Here is an 18,872-nt window from a genome sequence, read left to right on the forward strand (position 1 = left end):
ATAATCGTAGTGGCACATATACAGGGCATAACATAATCGTGAGTGCTGATTAATCTTTTTAAAAGGAGGAAAGCAAATGGAAAAAGTAATCGAAATGAAAGGCATAACCAAAGTTTTTCCAGGAACTATTGCCAATGACAATGTGGATTTTGAATTATTAAGAGGAGAAACACATGTTCTTCTTGGTGAAAATGGTGCAGGTAAAACGACTCTTATGAATGTTCTATATGGTATATATAAGCAAGAAAAAGGAGAGGTCTATGTAAGCGGTAACCTAGTGAATATATCTACTCCAAATGATGCTATAAAACTTGGAATAGGAATGGTTCATCAACATTTTATGCTTGTACATAATTTTACAGTGACACAAAATATAATTTTAGGTGTTGAACCTAAAAAAGGTCTAAAGATTGATATGAGCAAGGCAATCAAAGACGTTAAAGAGATTTCAGAAAGATATGGTTTTGCAATAAATCCAAATTCTATTATAGAAGACATTTCTGTAGGGCAGCAGCAAAAGGTAGAAATACTAAAGGCACTATATAGAGGTGCTGAGATTTTAATATTAGACGAGCCTACAGCAGTTTTAACACCTCAAGAAATTGAGGAACTGGGAACTATAATTAGAAATCTTGAAAAGGAAGGAAAATCGGTAATACTTATAACTCATAAATTAAAAGAAGTTATGAGTATGAGTGATAGGGTTACTATAATAAGGCGAGGAAAAGTAACTGGTACAGTAAAAACTAAAGAAACAAGTATAGATGAATTAGCTGAACTTATGGTAGGCAGAAAAGTTAACTTAACTGTAGACAAGCAGCCTGCTGTGATTCGCGGAGAAATATTAAAAATTGAAAATCTTTGTGCCAATGATCAAAGAAAATTACCGGCGGTAGATAATTTGAATTTAACAATATATGGTGGAGAAATTCTTGGTATAGCTGGTGTAGATGGTAATGGTCAATCTGAATTTATAGAGGTTCTAACAGGGCTTAGAAAGCCTAAGAGCGGAAGCATTACCATTAATGGTAAAAGTATATATGGTAAGTCACCAAGAACTATTAGCTCTGCAGGTGTTGGCCATATACCAGAGGATAGACAAAAGAGAGGACTTATATTAGATTATTCTCTATTTGAAAACTCAGTGCTTGGAATACATAGGAATTCACCTTTTAGTAGAGGGATAGTTATGAATTACGGTGAAATTAGAAAACATTGTGATGAGCTTATTCGCGAATTTGATGTTAGAACTCCAAATGCTGATGTAAATGCGCAGTCGCTATCGGGTGGTAATCAACAAAAACTTGTAGCTGCCAGAGAGATTTCTAAAGATCCAGAACTATTAATAGCAGCACAACCTACAAGAGGTCTTGACGTTGGTGCAATTGAATATATTCACAAAAGGTTAGTTAGGGAACGAGATAAGGGTAAGGCAGTACTTTTAGTATCTTTGGAACTTGATGAAATTCTTGCATTATCAGATAGAATAGCTGTAATGTATGATGGAAAAATTGTAGATATATTAGATAGAGAAGATGCTACAGAGAAAAAACTTGGTATACTTATGGCTGGTGGTACTCTTCTTGAAAAACCGAAAGGAGTTAAAAATAATGAATAAAGCTGAAAACAAAGAAAATAAATTCGTTGATATAGCAAAGAATGCCCTTAAAGCGCTGGCATTTCCTTTCTTTGCTATAATTGTTTCTATTTTTGTTGCTGTGTTCTTTGTAATGTGGGCAAAAGGATATTCTATTTTACAATATTTTTCAGCTCTGGGAGATTTATTTGGACTTATATATAAGGGCGGTTTTGGCAATGAAAGAGTAACTTTTGTTACTATTTCAGAAGTTACTCCGTTAATATTTACAGGAGTTGCAAATGCAGTAGCATTTAAATGTGGATTATTTAATATTGGTGTTGCTGGTCAATTTATACTTGGAATGCTAGCAGCGGGGTTTGTAGGAACTATCCCAGGAATAAATCCAGTAATTCATATAGTTTTAATAATTTTAGCAGGTTTTGTAGCTGGTGGATTATGGGGAGCTATTCCAGGATATTTAAAGGCTAAAGTAGGTACTCATGAAGTTATTAATACAATTATGATGAATTATATATCCATGGCCTTGGCTAACTTCTTTATACTAAGAACTAGCTTTGGGGTGGCAGGTAAAGCAAGCACTGCAACTATACAAGAGAGTGCACAACTTCCTAGGTTTGTTTCTGGTAGTGGAGCAAATATTAGTATATTCCTTGCTATAGCAGTAGCTATATTTATATTTTGGTTATTATGGAAGACAACAGTTGGCTATGAAATAAGAGCAGTTGGCATAAATCCATATGCTGCAGAGTATGGTGGAATTAATGTAGCAAAAAATACGATACTTGCAATGGTGATTTCCGGTGGAATAGCAGGAGTTGGTGGAGCCACACAGGTTGCAGGTGTTCTTCACAATGTAAAAAACTTTATGGCACTTCCCTCTTATGGGTTTGATGGGATAGCAGTTGCACTACTTGCAAAGAGTAATCCTATTGGCTGCATAGCCTCTGCGTTATTATTTGGAACCTTAAATAGTAGTGCTAGAACTCTTCAATTAAATGGAATACCAAAAGATATAGTTTATTTAATTCAAGCTATAATTATTATATTCGTAGCTACAGATTATATTGTTAAATACTTCTCTGAAAAGAAAAAAAAGGGGGCGATTACAAATGAGTAGTGTTATTTTAATAAATTTGTTTGCGCAAACTTTAAGAATAGCAACACCTCTAATTTTTGCTGCACTTGGCGGTATATTTTCTGAAAAATCTGGTGTAGTTAATATAGGCCTGGAAGGTATGATGGTAATAGGCGCTTTCTTTGGTATATGGGGAAGTTATGTCACTGGAAACCCAGTAATAGGAATAGTTTTTGGTGTGTTAGCTGGTGGGGTTTTGGGTTTGATACACGCAGTGCTCAGCATACATTTGCGTGCAGATCAAGTAATCTCAGGTACAGCTATAAATCTTTTTGCTACGGCCCTTGCTAGCTTTTTAATATTTAAGCTATTTGATGGTAAAGGTGGTCAAACAGATATAGTAACAGGGCTTTCCTATAATATACCAAATTGGATTAAAAACATACCAATACTAGGTAAATTTATAGGCCAGTTAAACTGGTTTGTTATATTGGCACTTATATTAGTATTGGTTTCACAATATGTGTTATATAAAACACCGCTTGGACTTCGAATTAGAGCTGTAGGAGAACATCCAAAGGCTGCTGATACATTAGGAATAAATGTTTATAAAATAAGATATTTTTGTGTTATTTTATCAGGAATGCTTGCTGGACTTGGTGGAGCGGCATTATCTCTTGGAATAACTCCACTTTACAGAGAAGGAATGGTTGCAGGACGTGGATTTATTGCCTTAGCTGCTGTTATTTTTGGTAATTGGAAACCTTTTGGAGCCTTTGGAGCTAGTTTATTATTTGCCTTTGGTTCAGCGTTTAATATTTTTGCGCAAGGACTTAGTTGGAATTTACCTTCGGAAGTATATGATGTTATACCATATGTACTTACAATGCTTGCACTTGCAGGATTTGTTGGGAAAACCACAGGACCTTTGGCCAGTGGCAAGCCTTACGATAAAGGATCTAGATAATATTATGAAAATGGAAAATCTTAGCAATTGCTGAGGTTTTTTATTTTTTCATGGTGCATTAAGTCACAATATATATTTATATCCTAGGCTATGTTATAATATTTATAATGTGATTTAAACGAGGTGATAGATAATATGAACATTAATTTTGGGTTGAATTTAATCCAAGAACAAAAATTAATAATGACCCAAGAGATGCAGATGTCGGTTAAACTTCTTCAAATGTCTGCATATGAGCTAGGGCAATATGTGAATAAAGAGATGCAAGAAAATCCAGTGCTAGAAGAAAAAGCTTCACAAGAATCTAAAAATAATAACAACGATACAAAAGATTATAAAGAAATAATTAAATACCTGGAGAAAGATGATTATAAAGTAAAGAATTATGCTGTGAAAGCTGAAAATGAAGAAGTTTCTCCCTTTTATTATATTGCCCAGGAAAAATCACTTAAAGATTATCTTGTGGAGCAAATCGGTGAATTAACTGAAAGCCATGAAATTCTAGAGGTAAGCAAATATATGGTAGAGTGCATAGATGCAAAAGGCTATTTATCTGTAGGCTTACCTGATATATGTAAGGAACTGGAAATATCTAATGAAAAAGCTGAAACTGCACTTAAAATTCTTCAATCGTTAGACCCACAAGGAATTGGTGCCAGGAATTTAAAAGAATGCTTAAAGATTCAATTATATAATCTTGCACTAGATGATGATAATATCTATAAAATCATTGACGAATATTTAGAATTATTAGCAGAAAATAAATATAATGTAATAGCTAAAGAATTAAAACTTACAATTTCTGAGGTTCAAAAATATGTAGATATAATAAAGAATTTAGAGCCTAAGCCATCAAGAGGATTTTTTACTGGGGAGACTGTTAAATTTATAGTTCCAGATGCATATATTAATAAAATTCAAAATCAATACTTTATTTCCATGAATGAAGATGTACTTCCAAAATTAAATATAAATTCATTGTATAAGGAAATTATTAATAATGGAAAAGACGCAGAAGCAGTAGAATATGTAAAAGAAAAAATTAATAGTGCCATGTTTCTTATTAAAAGTATTGAACAAAGAAAGAATACAGTGCACCGAGTTTTAGAACAGATTTTGGTTGTCCAAAGAGAATATTTTGATAATGGCGCCCAATATTTAAAACCAATGACACTTAAAAAAATTGCTAATAACTTAGAAATGCATGAATCTACTATAAGTCGTGCAATTAGAGAAAAATATGTTAGTGTAAATAATGGAAAAGTTATTAAAATAAAAGATTTATTTACTAATGGCATTGCTTCAGTGGTTGGTGGAGAGGATATATCCACAATTAATATTAAAAGGACTATCAAAGAAATGGTGGATAACGAGGAGCAAAAGAAACCGTTGTCTGACCAAATTATTTGTAATCGATTAAATATTGAAGGGATGAATATTTCAAGAAGAACTGTAGCAAAATATAGAGAGGAACTGCAAATTAAGAGTTCTAGTAAACGTAAAAGATTTTAGGCTTATTATTACCTTTAATCTTGTTGTTTACAAAATGTTAACATTATTTCTTAAATACTAACTTTAAAAATGTTAGTATTTAATCTATAATGTTAGTGGGAGCAAAAAATATATGCTGGGACTTATGAAGTCCAGAGAGGTGTTTAAGTGCAGAATATATTAAAATTACAACAAAAAATAGTGCCTGAATTAATTGAACTTCTCCAAAAGAGATATGATATACTAAGGATAATATATTATAATGGTCCCATAGGAAGAAGAATACTAGCAAATGATATGTGCATAAGTGAGAGAATAGTAAGAAATGAAATAAATTTCTTGAAATCTCAGAATTTAATTGAGGTAAATGCATCAGGGATGTTTATAACAAATGATGGAGAAGAAATCGTGAATAGATTAAAAGAATATATTCATGAAATTAAAGGACTTTCGAAAATTGAGAAATCTATTGAAAAATATTTGAAACTGCAGCAAGTTATAGTTGTTCCTGGTGATGTAGACTTAGATAAAAGTGTACTTAAAGAACTTGGAAAGATAGCAGCCAGCTATGCCATGGGTATTATTAAAGATAATAGTATAATAGCATTAACAGGTGGATCAACGGTTAAAGAAGTTGTAGAAGGTTTTCCCAAAAACAAAAAATATAGTAATATTTTAGTACTTCCTGCTAGAGGTGGTATGGCGAGAAACGTAGATATTCAAGCTAATACCTTAGTGTCAAGACTTGCAGAGAAAATTGGTGGAGATTATGAATTACTTCATGCATCTGATAATTTAAGTGATTTGGCTTTGGAGACTATATTAAATGAAAAAGAGATAAAGAATATAATCGACAAAATCAGAAGAGCGGAAGTTCTTATTTATGGAATAGGCATAGCCAGTGATATGGCTAAAAAAAGAGGACTAACTGAATATGAGATAAAGAACCTAGAGGGCCTTGGTGCAGTAGGAGAGACTTTTGGTCATTACTACAATGAAGCAGGAAAAATAGTTCATTCTACACCTACTATTGGGGTGAAAAATGAAGATGTTAAAAATATTAAAACATTAATTGCGGTGGCGGCTGGAAAAAATAAAGCTAGAGCTATTATAGCTACTGAAATCAATCGTTCAAGCACTGTTTTAATAATTGACGAGGCAGCTGCAAAAGAAATTGTAAATATTATAGAGAAAAGAGAGTAAACTATATAATGCTTTTATTAAAAGGAGGATTATGTATTTACATATAATTAGTTTTAAAAATTTAGGAGGTTTTGTCAAAATGATAAAAGTAGGAATTAATGGATTTGGAAGAATAGGAAGAAATGTATTTAATGCACTAGTTAAAAATTATTCAGAAGAATTAGAAGTAGTAGGAATTAATGATTTAACAGATGCTGCAACACTTGCTCATCTTTTAAAATATGATTCACTTTACGGAAAATTTAACGGAACTGTTGAAGCTAAAGAAAATTCAATAGTTGTTAACGGAAAAGAAATTAGAATATTTGCAGAAAGAGAACCAAAAAACATAGATTGGAATTCACTAGGAGCAGAAATAATATTAGAATCTACAGGATTCTTTACAGATGCTACTAAAGCAAACGCTCATTTAGGTGGATCAGTTAAAAAAGTTCTTATATCTGCACCAGCTAAAAATGAAGATATAACAATAGTTATGGGAGTTAACGAAGAAAAATATGATGCTAAAAAACATAACATAATATCTAATGCATCATGTACTACAAACTGTTTAGCACCATTTGCTAAAGTTTTAGATGCAGAATTTAAAATAGTTAAAGGTTTAATGACTACAATTCATTCATATACTGGAGACCAAAGATTACTAGATGCTCCTCATAGTGATATGAGACGTGCAAGAGCAGCTACATTATCAATGATTCCAACTACAACTGGAGCTGCTAAAGCAGTAGCATTAGTTTTACCACAATTAAAAGGAAAACTAAACGGATTCTCATTAAGAGTTCCAACTCCAACAGTTTCATGTGTTGATTTAGTAGCTGAACTTTCAAGAGATGTTACTATAGAAGAAGTAAATGCAGCATTTAAGAAAGCTTCTGAAACTACTATGAAGGGTATCCTTGGATACTGTGAAGAACCATTAGTTTCTATAGATTACAAAGGAGACGAAAGATCTTCAATAGTTGATGCAATGTCAACAATGGTTATCGAAGGAAACATGGTTAAAGTCGTTTCTTGGTATGATAATGAAGCAGGATATTCAAACAGACTCGCAGACTTAACTAAATTTGTTGCAGACAAATTATAGAAATAAGTTTATAATAAAACTATAGACTAACTGTAAGCTAACTGTAGGCATGCAGTGTGCATAATATTAAGGTTTGGTTTTATAGTTAATCTATAAAACCAAGCCTTTTATAAATACAATTTACAAGAGTTTTGTATAATAAACAATATGGGAGGGTAATGTGTATGAAATTTAATAAAAAAACCGTAGAAGATATTGAAGTTAAAGGTAAAAGGGTTTTAGTAAGATGTGATTTCAATGTACCATTAAAAGATGGAGAAATTACAGATACAAATAGGCTATCCGGTGCAATGCCAACAATAAACTATTTGGTTAAAAAGGGAGCGAAAGTTATTTTATGCTCACATCTTGGAAAACCAGCTGGAGAAGCAAAACCTGAACTTTCACTGGCACCAGTTGCTAAGAAATTAAGTGAGATGCTCGGGGAAGTAGTAGTTTTTGCAGCGGATCCAAATGTAGTTAGTGATAAAGTAAAATCTGCCGTATCAGAAATGCAAAACGGAGATATTATACTATTAGAAAATACAAGATATAGAAAAGAAGAAACCAAAAACAGTGAGAATTTTTCAAAGGAACTCGCATCTCTTGCAGATATATTTGTAAATGATGCCTTTGGAACAGCTCATAGAGCACATTGCTCTACAGTTGGAGTTACACAGTTCCTTGAGACTTCTGTATGTGGATATTTAATTCAAAAGGAATTAAAATTCCTAGGAGAAGCAGTAGAAAATCCAGTTAGACCTTTTGTTGCAATTTTAGGTGGAGCTAAGGTTTCAGATAAAATAAATGTTATTGCTAATTTACTTGAAAAAGTAGATACTCTAATAATCGGTGGAGGAATGGCTTATACATTCTTAAAAGCTGGTGGTTATTCTATAGGAAGTTCACTAGTTGAAGAAGATAAAGTAGAATATGCTAAGGATATGATGCAAACAGCAGAGGCTAAAGGAGTTAAATTCTTATTACCAGTGGATCATGTTGTAGCAGATAAATTTTCAGCTGATGCAAAACCTGTAGTTACTGAAGATCAAAATATTCCAGAGGGATATATGGGACTAGATATCGGGCCTAAGACTGCAGAAATGTATGCATCAGCTATAAGTATAGGTAAAACTATAATTTGGAACGGACCAATGGGCGTATTTGAATTTGCAAATTTTGCAAAGGGAACTATAGCAGTAGCGAAGGCTATGTCAGAAGTCGATGGAACTACCGTAATAGGTGGTGGAGATAGTGCAGCTGCAGTTAACCAATTAGGATTCGGAGATAAAATGACTCACATTTCTACAGGTGGTGGAGCATCACTTGAATTTTTAGAGGGTAAGTTATTACCAGGAATTGAAGCTCTTACAGATAAATAATAAATGAAAATCTTATTGTAAATTTAATAACAAACATTAGTTGTCATCTTTCAAATAATGTTTTTTAAAGCAAATAATGTTTTTAAAATATATGAGGAAGATGACAATTGATAGTTAATATCTATAAGAAAGTAATATTAGGAGGTTTTTTTTATGAGAAAAGGTATAATTGCAGGAAATTGGAAAATGAATATAACGGTGGCTGAAGCTACCAATTTAATCGAGAAAATAAAGCCATTAGTTAAAAATGCACAATGTGATGTTGTAGTTTGCCCTACATTTCTATGTTTAGATGCAGTAATAAAAGCGACTAAGGGATCAAATATAAAGGTTGGAGCTCAAAACATGCATTATGAAGATAAGGGTGCTTTCACAGGCGAAGTTTCACCAAGCATGTTAAAAGATATAGGGATTGATTATGTTATAATTGGTCATAGTGAGAGAAGACAGTATTTCAATGAGACAGATGAAACTGTTAATAAAAAGCTTAAAGCTGCTTATAATCATAATATTTTACCTATACTTTGTATGGGAGAAACTCTTGCACAAAGAGAAGCAAATATTACAGAAAAAGTATTAGATAATCAAATAAAATTAGGCTTAAGTGGGCTTACAAAAGCACAAGTGGAAAAATTAGTAATAGCTTATGAACCAATATGGGCTATAGGTACAGGAAAGACTGCAACTGCAGATGAAGCTAATGAAACAATTGGATTTATAAGAAAGACTGTTGGAGCTATGTTTGGATCAGATGTTTCAGAAAAACTTAGAATCCAATATGGCGGTTCTGTTAAACCATCGACTATAAGTGAACAAATGGGTAAATCAGATATAGATGGTGGGTTAATCGGTGGAGCTAGTCTTAAAGCAGAAGATTTTGCAGGAATAGTAAACTATTAAAACATAAATGTATAGATAGTCATATTTATTCATTTTTAGAAACAACGGGTGGGAGGAACAAAAATGTCAAAGAAACCAGTAATGCTGATGATTTTAGATGGGTTTGGATTAACAAATCATGCAGATGGGAATGCAGTATTATCAGCAAATAAACCAAACTATGATAGGATTTTAAAGAAATATCCAAGCACAAAATTAAATGCCAGTGGACCTTACGTTGGACTACCAGAGGGCCAAATGGGAAATTCAGAAGTAGGTCATTTAAACATAGGTGCTGGTAGAATTATATATCAGGAACTTACAAGAATAACAAAGGAAATTAAAGATGGAGACTTCTTTAAAAACCCTGCTTTTAATAGTGCAATAGATAAAGCTATTGAGAATAATTCTTCGTTGCATCTTTTAGGATTATTATCTGATGGAGGAGTTCATTCCCATATTGATCATTTAAAAGCACTATTAAAGTTAGCTAAAGATAAAGGTGCTAAAAAAGTTTACGTTCATGCTTTTTTAGATGGTAGGGATGTTCAACCAGGTTCAGCATTAGATTATATAGCAGAGATTGAAGATTATATGAAGGAAATTGGTGTAGGAAAAATAGCTACTGTAAGTGGTAGATATTATGCTATGGATAGGGATACCAGATGGGAAAGAGTCCAGCTTGCATATAATGCTATGGTTTTGTCTAAAGGTGAAGAAAATACTTCAGCAATAGAGGCAGTTAAATCTGCTTTCCATGATAACAAGACAGATGAATTTGTTCTTCCAACTGTTATAATGGAGAATAATAAGCCAGTAGCTGCTATAAAAAATAAGGATAGTGTAATATTCTTTAATTTTAGACCAGATAGAGCTCGTGAAATTACCAGAGCAATAAATGACAAAGTATTTCTTGGATTTGAAAGAGAAACACTAGACCTTAACTATGTATGTACTACTCAATATGATATATCACTGCAAAACGTTGATGTGGCATATACACCAGAAAGTTATACAAATACCTTGGGAGAATATGTTAGTAAAATGGGTAAAAAACAGTTAAGAATAGCTGAAACTGAAAAATATGCTCATGTTACATTCTTCTTCAATGGTGGAGTGGAAGCTCCAAATGAAGGTGAAGATAGAGCATTGATTCCATCACCTAAAGTAGCTACTTATGATTTAAAACCGGAAATGAGTGCTTATGAAGTTACAGAAGAATTATTAAAAAGATTAGATATGGACGAATACGACATGATTATCCTTAACTATGCTAATCCAGATATGGTAGGGCATACCGGAGATTTTGAAGCTGCTAAAAAGGCTATAGAAGCTGTAGATGAATGCCTAGGGAAAGTTGTTAAGAGTGTTTTGGATCTTGATGGTACAGTATTTATAACGGCAGATCACGGAAATTCTGAGCAAATGATTGACTACTCTACAGGAAAGCCTATGACAGCACATACTACTAACTTAGTTCCATTTACTTGCGTAACAAATCATCGTAATGAGCTAAGAGATAGTGGTATATTGGCTGATATAGCACCTACTATGCTTCAGGTTATGGGTCTTACTGCACCTAAAGAAATGACAGGAAAATCATTAATCACACTTTAATATTAGTTCTCACTAAAAAATAGGATTATCTTGTTTTAATTGGGAAACAATAAAATAGAAAAAAAATTTGGAGGTAAGAATATATGAAAAACTTTATTGAAATTATTGATGTTTATGCAAGACAGATTTTGGATTCAAGGGCATTTCCAACAATTGAAGTTGAAATAACACTTGAAGATGGAACAATAGCTAGAGCTTCAGTACCATCAGGTGCGTCTACTGGCATATTTGAAGCCGTAGAACTTAGAGATGGAGACAAAGATATATACAATGGTAAAGGCGTTTTAAAGGCTGTAGACAATGTAAATAACCTAATAGCTGAAGAAGTAATTGGAATGAATGTATATGATCAAATAGCTATAGATAAAACAATGATAGCTCTTGATGGAACAGATAATAAGGGAAAACTTGGTGCTAATGCAATGCTTGGAGTATCACTTGCTTGCGCACGAGCTGCTGCAGAATCATTAGGTCTTGGATTATACCAATATCTTGGCGGAGTTAATGCTAAAGTTTTACCAGTTCCAATGATGAACATAATGAATGGTGGAAGCCATGCTGATAACAATGTAGATTTACAAGAGTTTATGGTTATGGCAGTTGGAGCAACATCATTTAAAGAAGCATTAAGAATGAGTGCAGAAGTTTATCATACATTAAAATCATTATTAAAAGCTAAAGGTTTATCAACTGGTGTAGGTGATGAAGGCGGATTTGCTCCAGATTTATCATCAAATGAAGAGGCTATTAAAATCATAGTAGAAGCTATAGAAAAAGCTGGATATGTTCCAGGTAAAGATATATTTATAGCGCTTGATCCAGCAGCTTCTGAATTCTTTGAAGATGGCACATACAACTTAGCTTCAGAAGGAAGAATATTAACTCCAGAACAAATGGCTGACTACTATGTAGAACTAGTTAATAAATATCCAATTATATCTATTGAAGATGGAATGGCTGAAGAAGATTGGGCTGGTTGGAAATACTTAACTGATAAAATTGGAGATAAGATTCAATTAGTTGGAGACGATTTATATGTAACTAACACTAGCAGAATAAAAATGGGAATTGAGAAAAAGGTTACAAATTCAGTTCTTATAAAATTAAACCAAATAGGAACACTTACTGAAACATTTAATGCTATAGAAATGGCTGAAAGAGCAGGATTTACTGCAGTAGTTTCTCATAGATCAGGAGAAACTGAAGATTCATTTATAGCAGATCTTGTTGTAGCTGTTAATGCAGGACAAATTAAAACTGGTGCTCCAGCTAGAGGAGAACGAGTTGCTAAATATAATCAGTTACTAAGAATAGAAGAAGAATTAGAAGGTGCAGCTGAATTTAGGGGAATGAATGCATTTTATAATATCAAAAGGTAATTAGCTTTAGATAAAGGTATAGTCGGTATAGACTATACCTTTATCTTTCACTTTAATTGTATGGATATTTAAGTGGAGTTGTGTTAAACTTATGGAAAAAGTACAATGATTTTAATATGTAATTTATAGGGTGCGTATGTTAATTATAATCCATTGCAAGCTATCCTAGAGTATGCTAAAATAATCATGTATTCCATGAATGGGGGGTGTTCACATGCATAATTTTTTAATGGTTTTAGAGGTTATAACTTCAATTGTTATAATTGTTACAGTTATGATGCAACCTAGTAAATCTGATGGATTAAGTGGTCTTATATCAGGAAGTTCTGACACTTTTTTTGCAAAAAACAAAACAAAAACTGCGGAATCAGTTTTAGCACGAATTACAGCAGTTTCAGCATTTATTTTTATTTTAACTGCAGTTATGTTAAATATAGTTAAATAATATAATATCTATATGATGATTAGGTATACTGAAATAAATATTTTAATCTTGCAGCAGCAGTTTATTTAAAAAAATTTAATAAACTGCATTTTTTTATTACATAAAATTATTTAACAAAATATACAAAGTAAAAACATCTGCTTTAATAGAGAGGCTGGAATAGCCTTGATAGCTTGGGTAAACTTGCTACAGTAGTAGTATTGACCAAGAAGCTCCCACCCTCTTAGGTGGTGAGTAGTTCGCTAGCATAAATGTATTATAAATGATAGAATTATCTAAAGTAATCTATGATTATTAGAGGTGAAGGATGATGAGTGAATACAGTTCTAAATTAGAAAGTAAAGATATGGATTTTCTTTTTGATGGTATTTTAAGTCTTCAAAATAAGGAAGAGTGTTATAGATTTTTTGAGGATATATGTACTATAAATGAAATTAAAGCATTTGAGCAAAGACTTCAGGTAGCAAAAATGTTAGCAGAAAAAAGGACATATTTGGATATAGCTAGTACTACAGGGGCAAGTACTGCAACAATAAGTAGAATAAATAGATCGTTAAATTATGGTAGTGATGGATATAAACTTATATTAGAGCGTTTGAAATTAAAAAAATAAGTATATTTATTTTTATGTGCCTTATACAGATACAACAGATTAAACAGATTGAGATACAAAGAGACGGTTAACATATATTCACTCAATTTAACTAACATTAAAAGAGTGAAGATAAATTAACTGTCTCTATTTTTAAAGATGTTTAAGTTTATACACAATGTGATATAATTATAGGTATCTTTGTCACAAATATATAAATAGCATAATGACTTGTTGTTTGTTTGTGCCTTTAGCGAAATATAAGTAATGCTAGATGTAACTAGTATTATTATAATATAATATATAAGGAGTGTTTTTATGGATTTAGAAAATTTATTAAACAGTGAACAATGCGAAGCGGCAATAACAGTGGATGGTCCACTGCTCATATTGGCAGGTGCCGGTTCTGGAAAAACAAGAGTTTTAACTTATAGAATTGCACATATGATTCAAGATTTAAATATATATCCCTCACAAATTTTAGCCATAACCTTTACTAATAAAGCTGCTGGCGAAATGAAGGACAGAGTGCGCTCGCTTGTAGGTGATATAGCAGATAACATGTGGATTTCTACCTTCCACTCTAGTTGTGTTAGGATACTTCGTCGGGAAATAGACAAGCTGGGATATAATAAAAATTTTACTATTTATGATAGTTATGATCAAAAGAGTTTAATTAAACAATGTATGAAGGAACTTGATATAAATGATAAAGATTTAACTGATTCGGAAATTTTAAATAAAATATCAGGCGCTAAAAATGAGCTCATTACACCAGAAAAATATAAAAAAGAAAATGAACATGATTTTAGAAAAGATAAAATTGCTAATATATATATTCTTTATCAAAAAAAATTAAAAGCAAACAATGCATTAGATTTTGATGATCTGATTTTTAAAGCTGTGGACTTACTTAGAAACAATAAGGAAGTTTTAGATTTTTATCATAATAAATTTAAATACATTATGGTAGATGAATATCAAGATACAAATAAGGCCCAGTATATGCTTGTAAAACTTTTAGTAAATGAAAAGGAAAACATATGCGTAGTTGGAGATGATGACCAGTGCATATACGCATGGAGAGGCGCTGATGTCACAAATATCTTAGATTTTGAAAGTGATTATCCAAAGGCAAAAGTGGTTAAGCTTGAGCAAAATTACAGATCTTATGGGAATATACTAGCGGCTGCTAATGACGTCATAAAAAATAATTCTCAAAGAAAAGATAAGGCGCTTAGGACTGAAAAAGACTTAGGGGATAAAATTAATTTATATAGAGCTTTTTCAGATAGAGATGAGGCTAATTTTGTAGCAAATCAAATTAAGACAATTATGAAAGATGAAAATAAGAGTTATAAAGATTTTGCAATTTTATATAGGATGAATTCTCAATCTCGTATTTTTGAGGAAAGCTTTAGGAAAAATTTGATTCCCTATAAAATTGTAGGAGGATTAAAGTTCTATGATAGAAAAGAAATAAAGGATATAATGGCTTATTTAAAGCTTATGAATAATCCTCTTGATGATATAGCACTAAAAAGAATAATAAATGTGCCTAAAAGAAATATAGGCGACGCAACTATACAAAAAATACAAGAATTTGCAACGAGTATAGACCAATGTTTGTATAGTGCTATTCTAGATGTAGAGTATATACCAGCACTTACCACTAGAAATACCTCATCCATAAATAAGTTTGTTAGTCTTATGAATAATTTTATGGCTAAAAAAGAAGAGGTCACAGTAGCTGAACTAATTAAATCTATTTTAAGTGACACAGGGTATTTAAAGCAATTAGAAACATCTAAGGAACCAGAGGATGAGAGCAGGGTAGAAAATATAAAGGAATTAGTATCAGATGCTGTAGAATTTGAGAAAACTTCAGAAGATAAATCACTTTTAGCCTTCCTAGAAGGAGTAAGTTTAGGTTCAAGTACTGAAAATGCTGAGAATCCAGAGGAAATTGTAGATACTTCGGCAATGATGACAGTACATAGTGCAAAAGGCTTAGAATTTCCAGTAGTATTTATGGTTGGTATGGAAAATGGGATATTCCCAGGGATGTCTTCTTTAAACGACCCTACTGAAATGGAAGAATCAAGGCGTTTATGCTATGTTGCTATAACAAGAGCAGAAGAGAAACTTTATATAACTTCAGCAGAGAGTAGAATGATATTTGGAAGAACTGTTGGGTATGCACCTTCTGATTTTATAAGCGAAATATCTCCTAGTTTAAAAGAACTTATAGGAGGAGATAAAAATAGAACTGTTCAGGTACTTAGAAGGAATCACACTAAGGCGCCACAGGCTTATAATCCTCATGGGCTTATGAGTTCAAAGGGTGCAGAGGGTAGTTCCACAACGCAAGATTATTTGTCAATTACGGCGCAAGAAAGCACTTTAGCTCAGCAAACCATGAAGAGCGAGGCTACAGTGGGTAGAAAAGTCAGACACAGTAAATTTGGGGTAGGTACAATTGTATCAGTTTCAAATTCTGATAATGACACTCTGATATCAATAGCTTTTGATAATATGGGAATAAAAAAATTAGTATTAGATAAAGCTCCGTTGGAAATGCTATAAAGTATATATAACAAAATAACTAGTGAGTTTGCTAGTTATTTTGTTATATAGAAAACAGCTTGCGGAAAAAAATATATTGAGGCCTAGCTTTTTAGCAAAACACATCATATATATGTTCTAAATAAGGGTAAAGGAGAATAACGATATGGTGAATGTAGAAGATAGAATTAACGAAATTAAAAAGATAATTAAATACCATAGCGATAGATATTACAATGAAGATAACGCAGAAATATCAGATTATGAATACGATCAATTGATGCTTTCGCTTAAAGAAATAGAGAATGAGCATCCAGAACTTATCACCTTAGATTCACCAACACAAACAGTAGGGGGAAATGCTAAAAGAAAAGCTGGTGTACTGGTAAAACATAATGTGCCAATGCTCAGTTTGCAAGATGTGTTTACAAAAGAAGATGTCTATGCTTATGTAAATAAAATGATTGAAGACCTTGACGACCCAACATTTGTTGTTGAACTTAAAATAGATGGCTTGTCAATGGCACTACGTTATGTAGAGGGTAATTTAACAGTAGCTGTGACTAGGGGTGATGGAATCATTCAAGGTGAGGATGTTACCGAAAATGCCAAAGTAATTAGGGATGTTGTACGTAAACTTAAAGAGAAAGTTCCTTATCTGGAAATTCGTGGTGAGGTATATATGTCAACGCAAGCATTTGACAAGGTTAATGAGAAGCAAGAGTTATTAGAGAAAAAGGTATTTGCAAATCCAAGGAACTGTGCTGCAGGAACACTCAGACAGTTAGATAGTAAAATAACAAAGGAAAGAGAATTATCTCTATTTATTTTTAATGTTCAAGATATCAAAGGAATTGAATTTGAAACACACACAGAAAGTTATGAATGGTTAAAAAAACAAGGCATAAAAGTTATTGAAAATTATGTTAAATGTAAAACAGCTGATGAAGTGTGGAATGCCATCCAGGATATCGGAGAGGAAAGAGGCAACTTAGCATACGATATTGACGGAGTTGTTATTAAAATTAACAATTTGAAAGACAGGAAAGAACTTGGAAATACTTCAAAAGTTCCCAAATGGGCTATAGCTTACAAATTTCCTCCAGAAGAAAAAGAAACAAAATTAATAGATATTGAAGTATCAGTAGGAAGAACTGGTAGAATTACTCCAACAGCAATATTTGAACCTATTCGTTTATGCGGAACATCTGTATCTAGAGCAATCCTTCACAACCAAGATTTTATAGATGATTTAGACATAAGGATTGGAGATACAATTGTTGTATATAAATCAGGAGAGATTATTCCGAAAATTAAGGGCGTAGTGAAAGAAAAACGTACTGGTGAATTGAGTAGATTTAAGATTCCGGGCTTTTGTCCAGTATGTGGAACACCAACTGTGCGTGAAAAAGATACGGCTGACATCAAATGTATAAATCCTAATTGTTTGGCACAACTGGAAAGACACATTATTAATTTTGTTGGTCGCAGTGCTATGGACATAAAAGGTTTTGGCACCGCATATGTTAAGGAGCTTATTCGCACTGGATATATTAAAGATGTTGCTGATGTATATTCACTATTTAATTATCGAGAGGAGCTTATAGGGCAAGGCATAATAGGAAAAGAAAAGAATACAGATAAGTTACTAGAGGCTATAGAAAAGTCAAAGGAAAATGAGGCACAAAGACTGCTTACGGGTCTTGGTATTCCTAATATTGGTAAGGTAGCAGCAAAAAGTATAATGAAGCATTACAAATCTATTGAAGATTTGAAAGATACGTCTTTGGAAGATTTACAAAACGTTTCAGACATTGGCGAAATAAGCGCCTTATGTATACTTGAATTTTTTGAAGATAATAAAAATAGAGAGTTAATAGATAGATTAAAAGAGTATGGCGTTAATATGACCGCAGAGAACCCTGCTGAGGTGGACAATGTGTTTGATGGACTAACCTTCGTTGTAACTGGAACACTTACCTCTATGGGGCGAGATGAAGCTACAGTAATGATAGAGAAGCACGGAGGAAAAGTATCGGGTTCTGTTTCCAGTAAAACTAACTATCTGCTTGCAGGAGAGAATGCCGGAAGTAAGCGTGCTAAAGCAGAGGGACTAGGAATTACAGTTATATCTGAAGAGGAATTAGTAAATATGCTAAAATAGATAATAATTAAATATAGAGATAAATAAAAAGACGTCAAATGGCGTCTTTTTTTATGTTGTGGTCTAATATTTCTTTTTCAGTGGAAATTTTGGTTTTGTAAGGCTCTACATCATCCTTTTGATTGTCTTTGCTTTCATTATTTAAATTCAATCTATGTGTATTTTGTACAAGTTTTTCCATCAAATAATTTTTATATCTTAATTGGTCAAATATTTTAATTAATAAAATGAAGCCCCATATACATATAAATATAAAAGTTACCATGGCAAATATAGCAATTATTTTAATGGTTAAGGTTAACATAAAAAATTCCTCCTATATACCTTTTAAATACGTAAATTATGTAAACATATAAATAGATTATAGCATAATTATAGTACAAAAAGTTAACACATTGAGAAGTATAAAAACTAGAATTTTCATTGAGAGTTTTTTCTTAAATTATG

General features: G+C 32.3%; 15 protein-coding genes. 14 read left to right on the forward strand and 1 reads right to left on the reverse strand.

Annotated features, from left to right (window positions below; all coding sequences use genetic code 11):
• Nucleotides 1-76 precede the first annotated feature (76 nt).
• The 14 genes from ACREVU_RS02375 to ligA all read left to right on the forward strand — a co-directional run bounded on the left by ACREVU_RS02375 (nucleotide 77) and on the right by ligA (nucleotide 18,425).
• The gene (locus tag ACREVU_RS02375) at nucleotides 77-1,618 is read left to right on the forward strand and encodes an ABC transporter ATP-binding protein (protein ID WP_431550026.1); all 1,542 of its coding nucleotides are present in this window, start codon (nucleotides 77-79) and stop codon (nucleotides 1,616-1,618) included.
• Nucleotides 1,611-2,717, forward strand: coding sequence for an ABC transporter permease (locus tag ACREVU_RS02380; RefSeq protein WP_431550027.1), 1,107 nt, complete (start codon nucleotides 1,611-1,613; stop codon nucleotides 2,715-2,717). The genes ACREVU_RS02375 and ACREVU_RS02380 overlap by 8 nt, the downstream gene beginning before the upstream one ends.
• Nucleotides 2,710-3,642: an ABC transporter permease gene (locus ACREVU_RS02385; protein WP_431550028.1), complete on the forward strand. Its 933-nt coding sequence runs from the start codon at nucleotides 2,710-2,712 to the stop codon at nucleotides 3,640-3,642. Before ACREVU_RS02380 ends, ACREVU_RS02385 begins: the two co-directional genes overlap by 8 nt.
• 141 nt (nucleotides 3,643-3,783) lie before the next feature.
• Nucleotides 3,784-5,154: an RNA polymerase factor sigma-54 gene (rpoN, locus tag ACREVU_RS02390; protein WP_431550048.1), complete on the forward strand. Its 1,371-nt coding sequence runs from the start codon at nucleotides 3,784-3,786 to the stop codon at nucleotides 5,152-5,154.
• 147 nt (nucleotides 5,155-5,301) lie between these two features.
• Entirely contained in the window at nucleotides 5,302-6,336 is a 1,035-nt protein-coding gene (locus tag ACREVU_RS02395) for a sugar-binding transcriptional regulator (protein ID WP_431550029.1), read from the forward strand.
• A 79-nt stretch (nucleotides 6,337-6,415) separates the two neighbouring features.
• Complete coding sequence (gene gap / locus ACREVU_RS02400) at nucleotides 6,416-7,423, forward strand: type I glyceraldehyde-3-phosphate dehydrogenase (RefSeq protein WP_431550030.1); 1,008 nt, start codon at nucleotides 6,416-6,418, stop codon at nucleotides 7,421-7,423.
• A gap of 164 nt (nucleotides 7,424-7,587) precedes the next feature.
• A complete protein-coding gene (locus ACREVU_RS02405) occupies nucleotides 7,588-8,784 on the forward strand; it encodes a phosphoglycerate kinase (protein WP_431550031.1) in 1,197 nt (398 codons plus the stop codon).
• Between the two features lie 153 nt (nucleotides 8,785-8,937).
• Nucleotides 8,938-9,684, forward strand: coding sequence for a triose-phosphate isomerase (gene tpiA, locus ACREVU_RS02410; RefSeq protein ID WP_431550032.1), 747 nt, complete (start codon nucleotides 8,938-8,940; stop codon nucleotides 9,682-9,684).
• A gap of 63 nt (nucleotides 9,685-9,747) precedes the next feature.
• On the forward strand, nucleotides 9,748-11,280 hold the full coding sequence (gene gpmI, locus ACREVU_RS02415) for a 2,3-bisphosphoglycerate-independent phosphoglycerate mutase (RefSeq protein WP_431550033.1): 1,533 nt from the start codon (nucleotides 9,748-9,750) through the stop codon (nucleotides 11,278-11,280).
• 83 nt (nucleotides 11,281-11,363) lie between these two features.
• The gene (gene eno / locus ACREVU_RS02420; protein ID WP_431550034.1) at nucleotides 11,364-12,659 is read left to right on the forward strand and encodes a phosphopyruvate hydratase; all 1,296 of its coding nucleotides are present in this window, start codon (nucleotides 11,364-11,366) and stop codon (nucleotides 12,657-12,659) included.
• 214 nt (nucleotides 12,660-12,873) lie between these two features.
• A complete protein-coding gene (gene secG / locus ACREVU_RS02425) occupies nucleotides 12,874-13,104 on the forward strand; it encodes a preprotein translocase subunit SecG (RefSeq protein WP_431550035.1) in 231 nt (76 codons plus the stop codon).
• A 310-nt stretch (nucleotides 13,105-13,414) separates the two neighbouring features.
• The gene (locus ACREVU_RS02430) at nucleotides 13,415-13,717 is read left to right on the forward strand and encodes a YerC/YecD family TrpR-related protein (RefSeq protein ID WP_431550049.1); all 303 of its coding nucleotides are present in this window, start codon (nucleotides 13,415-13,417) and stop codon (nucleotides 13,715-13,717) included.
• A gap of 297 nt (nucleotides 13,718-14,014) precedes the next feature.
• Nucleotides 14,015-16,282, forward strand: a complete 2,268-nt coding sequence (gene pcrA / locus ACREVU_RS02435; protein ID WP_431550036.1) for a DNA helicase PcrA — start codon at nucleotides 14,015-14,017, stop codon at nucleotides 16,280-16,282.
• A 148-nt stretch (nucleotides 16,283-16,430) separates the two neighbouring features.
• Complete coding sequence (gene ligA, locus ACREVU_RS02440) at nucleotides 16,431-18,425, forward strand: NAD-dependent DNA ligase LigA (protein WP_431550050.1); 1,995 nt, start codon at nucleotides 16,431-16,433, stop codon at nucleotides 18,423-18,425.
• Between the two features lie 34 nt (nucleotides 18,426-18,459).
• Here the strand turns inward: ligA and ACREVU_RS02445 are convergent, their stop codons facing one another.
• Nucleotides 18,460-18,729, reverse strand: coding sequence for a hypothetical protein (locus ACREVU_RS02445; RefSeq protein ID WP_431550037.1), 270 nt, complete (start codon nucleotides 18,727-18,729; stop codon nucleotides 18,460-18,462).
• Nucleotides 18,730-18,872: the final 143 nt, after the last annotated feature.

This window comes from Clostridium sp., from assembly GCF_050717535.1.
GTDB lineage: Bacteria > Bacillota > Clostridia > Clostridiales > Clostridiaceae > Clostridium_AD.

Bases quoted from the DNA above. Each gene is read 5' to 3' on its own strand.
- ACREVU_RS02405 (WP_431550031.1), top strand. From the start codon at position 7,588: ATGAAATTTAATAAAAAAACCGTAGAAGATATTGAAGTTAAAGGTAAA.
- tpiA (WP_431550032.1), top strand. From the start codon at position 8,938: ATGAGAAAAGGTATAATTGCAGGAAATTGGAAAATGAATATAACGGTG.
- pcrA (WP_431550036.1), top strand. From the start codon at position 14,015: ATGGATTTAGAAAATTTATTAAACAGTGAACAATGCGAAGCGGCAATA.
- gap (WP_431550030.1), top strand. From the start codon at position 6,416: ATGATAAAAGTAGGAATTAATGGATTTGGAAGAATAGGAAGAAATGTA.
- ACREVU_RS02430 (WP_431550049.1), top strand. From the start codon at position 13,415: ATGAGTGAATACAGTTCTAAATTAGAAAGTAAAGATATGGATTTTCTT.
- ACREVU_RS02385 (WP_431550028.1), top strand. From the start codon at position 2,710: ATGAGTAGTGTTATTTTAATAAATTTGTTTGCGCAAACTTTAAGAATA.
- ACREVU_RS02380 (WP_431550027.1), top strand. From the start codon at position 1,611: ATGAATAAAGCTGAAAACAAAGAAAATAAATTCGTTGATATAGCAAAG.
- secG (WP_431550035.1), top strand. From the start codon at position 12,874: ATGCATAATTTTTTAATGGTTTTAGAGGTTATAACTTCAATTGTTATA.
- ACREVU_RS02445 (WP_431550037.1), bottom strand. From the start codon at position 18,729: ATGTTAACCTTAACCATTAAAATAATTGCTATATTTGCCATGGTAACT.
- ACREVU_RS02375 (WP_431550026.1), top strand. From the start codon at position 77: ATGGAAAAAGTAATCGAAATGAAAGGCATAACCAAAGTTTTTCCAGGA.
- eno (WP_431550034.1), top strand. From the start codon at position 11,364: ATGAAAAACTTTATTGAAATTATTGATGTTTATGCAAGACAGATTTTG.
- gpmI (WP_431550033.1), top strand. From the start codon at position 9,748: ATGTCAAAGAAACCAGTAATGCTGATGATTTTAGATGGGTTTGGATTA.